The 4,833-nt window shown below is 73.2% G+C and carries 4 protein-coding genes; all 4 read left to right on the forward strand.

What is annotated here, in order from left to right; all coding sequences use genetic code 11:
* Window positions 1-1,082 (forward strand): non-ribosomal peptide synthetase (locus P3L51_RS35100; protein WP_354609418.1); only part of this gene is annotated, 1,082 nt, incomplete at its 5' end.
* A complete protein-coding gene (locus tag P3L51_RS35105; protein WP_354609419.1) occupies window positions 1,079-1,861 on the forward strand; it encodes a thioesterase II family protein in 783 nt (260 codons plus the stop codon). The genes P3L51_RS35100 and P3L51_RS35105, both read left to right, overlap by 4 nt.
* A 40-nt stretch (window positions 1,862-1,901) precedes the next feature.
* A complete protein-coding gene (locus tag P3L51_RS35110) occupies window positions 1,902-2,933 on the forward strand; it encodes a TauD/TfdA family dioxygenase (RefSeq protein WP_354609420.1) in 1,032 nt (343 codons plus the stop codon).
* A 7-nt stretch (window positions 2,934-2,940) separates the two neighbouring features.
* Window positions 2,941-4,833, forward strand: a 1,893-nt coding sequence (locus P3L51_RS35115; protein ID WP_354609421.1) for a non-ribosomal peptide synthetase, incomplete at its 3' end; no start/stop codon positions are given.

Consider the following 4,833-nt stretch of genomic DNA (forward strand, 5'->3'; position numbering starts at 1 on the left):
TCTCCGCCAGCCTCTTCAACTACCTCACCGACGAACACCCCCAGGCCTTCACCACCGTCACCACCACCTACACCGGCGGCGAAGCCGCCTCCCCCGCACACATCCACAAACTCCAGCAGCTCCGGCCTGGCATCACTGTCGCCAACGGCTACGGCCCCGCCGAATCCATGGGCTTCACCACCACCCACACCATCCAGCCCAAAGACCGGCCACACCCCACCATCCCCATCGGCACCCCCCTCACCAACAAGACCGCCTATGTCTTGGACGGCCGGCTGAAGTTGTGCCCGCCGGGTACGACAGGCGACCTCTATCTCGCGGGTGACGGTCTCGCCCACGGCTATCACGGGCGGGCCGACATCACCGCCACCCACTTCATCCCCCACCCTTTCGGCCCGGCGGGCAGCCGTCTCTACCGCACCGGGGACCTCGCCCACCACGACCACCACGGCAACCTCCACTACGACGGCCGCGCCGACAACCAGATCAAAATCCGCGGCTTCCGCATCGAACCCGCCGAGATCGAGACCACCCTCCTCACCCACCCCCACATCACCCAGGCCACCCTCACCACCCACCACGACCAGTTGTCCGCCTACTTCGTCACGGATTCCGCGGACCTCACGGCGGACGACGTACGCCGCCACCTGGCCGACCGGCTGCCCGAGCACCTGGTCCCCGCCCACCTGACCGCCCTGGACCGGCTTCCCCTCACACCGAACGGGAAGATCGACACGCGCGCCCTCCCCGCACCGAAGGCCGTCGCCTCCGCGGGCGGACGCCCTCCGCGTACCCCGGTGGAGGAGACCCTGGTCGCCCTCTTCACCAGCACGCTCGGCGCGCCCGCCGTCCTCACCATCGACGACGACTTCTTTCACCACGGCGGCCACTCGCTCCTGGGCGCACGCCTGACCAACCACATCGCCGGTTCTCTCGGCGTACGGCTGACCGTCCGCGACCTCTTCCAGCACCCGACCCCCGCCCGGCTCGCCGAGCACGTCGAATCCCTGACGGCCGCCCCCGCCAAGAAGGCCCGACCCGCCCTCCGCCGCCGTACCCGGACAGAACGGATGAGTTCATGAATCCCACCCCGCCCCCCGCCGAAGATGTCGTCTGGGACCTGCCGGGTGACGCCCCGCACCGCCTGTCGCTGCTGGTGCTGCCGCACGCCGGGGGCAACGCCCACGCGTACGGTGTCTGGCGCGAGCATCTGCCGTCCGACGTGCGGCTGCTGATCGGCCAGTACCCCGGCCGGGGCGCCCGCTACTGCGAGGACCTGCCCGAGTCGGTGGACGACCTGGCGCTGCCGGTGGTCGAGTCGCTGCCGCCGGACACCGGCGATCTGGTGGTCCTCGGACACAGCATGGGCAGCCTGGTCGCCTTCGAGGTGACCCGCGCCCTCCAGGCGGCCGGCCGCACCCCCCGCGGGCTGATCGCCTCCGCCTGCCGGGCGCCGGTGCTGCCCAACCAGGCCCCGGTGCACCCGGAGCTGCTGGACGACGACCAACTGGTCGCCGCCATCAAGGAGCGCGGCGGCACCGACGACGGCATCCTCGACGAGCCGGAGCTGCGCGAGATCGTCCTGCCGTCCATCCGGGCCGACTTCGCCATCGACGACGCCTACCGGTGCACCGTTCCGGACGTACGGCTCGACTGCCCGGTCGCCGTGTTCGGCGGCGACGCCGATCCGATCGTGCCGGCCGGCATGCTCGCCGGCTGGTCCCTGGTGACCGGGGGCGATGTCGTGCCCCAGGTGCTGCCGGGCGACCACTTCTACTTCCAGCAGGACCTGCCGGGCTTCTTCGCCCGCCTCAACCCGGTCCTCGGGACGCTGCGCGACACCCCGGCCACGGCCGGCTGACTCCCCGACACCCCTTTCCACCGAAGGACGAGGAAATACCGTGACGACTCTCTCCCAGCCCACCACCACCGGCATCACCCCGATCCGGGAGCCCGGCAAGCCGGTGATCGTCCATACGCCGGAGTTCGCGGGCATGGCGGAGGCCACCGCATGGCTCACCGCCCACCGCCCCGCCATCCAGGCCGAGTTGCACCGCTCCGGTGCGGTCATGCTGCGCGGACTGCCGGTCGAGGACGCGGCGACGTTCGCCGAGGCGCGTGACGCGCTCATCACCGAGCGGGCCGGATACAAGGAGAAGGCCACCCCGCGCACCGACTTCGGCGAGGGCGTGTTCTCCTCCACCGATCTGCCGGCCGTCGCGCCGATCCGCCTGCACAACGAGAACAGCTACACCCTGGACTTCCCCGGTGTGCTGCTGTTCGGCTGTGTCATCGCGGCCGAGACCGGCGGCGCGACCACCGTCGGCGACATGCGCAAGGCCCTCGCCCTGCTGCCGCCGGACCTGGCGGCCCGGTTCGCCGAGGCCGGCTGGCTGCTGGAGCGCAACTACTCCGACATGGCGGGCATGCCGTGGCGCAAGGCGTTCTCCTCCGACGAGCGCGAGGGCGCCGAGGAGTACTGCGACGCCAACGCCATCGGTCACCGGTGGCTCGACGAGGACACGCTGCGCACCCGCCAGCTCCGCTCCGCGATCGTCACCCACCCGGTGACCGGCGAGCGTGCCTGGTTCAACCACTTCGCCTTCTGGAACGCCCGCAGTCTCGACGAGGACGTCCGTGATGTCCTCGTCGACACCTTCGGCGCGGACGGGCTGCCGTTCAACACGTATCTGGGAGACGGCACTTCGCTCACCGACGCCGAGGTCGACACCATCAACGACGTGTACCGGGCGGTGACCGTACGGGAGAGCTGGCGGCGCGGCGACGTGATGCTGGTCGACAACATCCTTTCCGCGCACGGCCGGGAGTCCTTCACCGGGGACCGGAAGATCCTCGTCGCCATGGGTGAGCCGGTGCCGCTGGCCGACTGCTCCCCGACCACCGCGCCCTCCAACACCCTGTACGGAGCGTGAGCCCGTCATGACCACCGTCCTCCCCGAGCGCGTCTCCGCCCTGCTCCCCCACGCGACCGCCTCCCGCGCGGGCTGCGGCACCTGCTCCGCCCCGGCCGGGCACCCGAACTCCTGCTCCTGCGACGCGTGCGCGGCCGGCACCGGAGCGGCCGACCTGATGGCCCGCCTCGCCGCCGCCCCCGGCGGACGTACCGCCGTCGTCTCCGGCGACCGCCTGCTCACCTTCGCCGAACTGCGCGCCGGGGCAGCCGTGTTCGCCGCCCGGCTGGCGGACCTGGGCATCGGGCCGGAGAGCGTCGTGGCGCTCTGCCTGCCGCGCGGCGCCGACCTGGTCACCGCGATCATCGGCACCCTCGCCGCCGGCGCCGCCTATCTTCCGGTCGACCCGGCGCTGCCCGAGGAGCGCCGCCGCTATCTCGTGGCGGACTCCGGCGCCGACCTGGTGGTCCTCGCCGACGCAGGCTCCCGGCCCCCGGCCCCGGGCGCCCCGGCCCGCACCGTCGCCGACCTGACCGCCCAACAGCCGCACGTCCCGGCCGTGTTCGCGCCCCTGCCGGTCACCGCCGGCACACTCGCGTACGTCATCTACACCTCCGGTTCCACCGGCGTGCCCAAGGGCGTGGAGATAGGCCGCGGTGCCGCCTCGCTGCTGCTGAGAGAGCTGGAGAGTGCGGGCGCGGCGGGCGGCGAGGCCCGCCGGGTCGGCTGGAACGCCTCCCCGTCCTTCGACGCCTCCGTGCAGCAGTGGGTACGGCTCTGCCGCGGCGACACCCTCGTCATGATCGACGAGGAGACCCGCCGGGACCCCGCGCTGCTCGCCGCCTTCGTCGACGCGCGTGCGCTGACCGACCTCGACATCACCCCGTCGCACGCCGACCCGCTGCTCGACCTGCTCACCGCGGACGGCGGGCCCCGCCCGCTGACCCTGCTGGTCGGCGGGGAGGCGATCGGCCCGGCGCTGTGGGACCGGCTGGCCGCCGCCCACCGGTCCGGTCTCCTGCGGGCGGCCAACATGTACGGGCCGACCGAGTGCACCGTCGACGCCACCGCCGGGTGGATCGACGGGGCGGGCGAGCCGCACATCGGCACGGTGCTGCCCGGGCTGCGGGCGTATCTGCTGGACGAGAACCTCGCCCCCGTCGCCCCCGGGGAGGCCGGCGAACTGTACTTGGCGGGCCCGCGGGTGGGCCGCGGCTACCGGCGCCGTCCCGGCCTGACCGCGGAACGGTTCGTCGCCGACCCGTACGGCGGCCCCGGCGGGCGCGCGTACCGTACGGGCGACCGCTGCCGGCGGCTGCCCGACGGCCGGCTTGGCTACCTGGGCCGCGCCGACGGCCAGGTGAAGCTGCGCGGGCATCGCGTCGAACTCCCGGAGATCGAGGCGGCCCTGACCCGGGCGGACGGGGCGGCGGAGGCGGCCGTGGTCCTCGGCGAGGACGCGGGCGGCACCGCCTGCCTGATCGCCTACCACCGGGGTGGGGAGGCCGACGCGCTGCGTGCCGCGCTGACCGCCGCGCTGCCGTCGTACATGGTTCCGTCGGCGTTCGTCGCCGTGGACCGCTTCGCGACGACGCCCGGCGGCAAGCTGGACCGGTCCGCGCTGCCGTCCCGCCTCGCCGCGGCCCCGCCGGGGCCGGACGCGGCACCGGACGGCGGCGCTCTCGACGGCCGCGCGGAGGAGCTGATCGCCCGGGTGTGGGCGCAGGTCCTGGGCAGCTCGTCGATCGGCCCCGACGACAACTTCTTCAAGCTCGGCGGCCACTCCCTGCTCGCCATCAAGCTCGTCTCCCGGGTACGGGCCGAACTGTCCCTGGCGCTGCCGGTGAAGGCCGTCTACGCCCACCCGAGACTGCGTGACCTCGCCGCCCACATCGGGGAGTTGATGGCCGCCCGGGATGCC

Source organism: Streptomyces panacea (genome assembly GCF_040560175.1).
In the GTDB taxonomy this organism is placed as follows: domain Bacteria; phylum Actinomycetota; class Actinomycetes; order Streptomycetales; family Streptomycetaceae; genus Streptomyces; species Streptomyces panacea.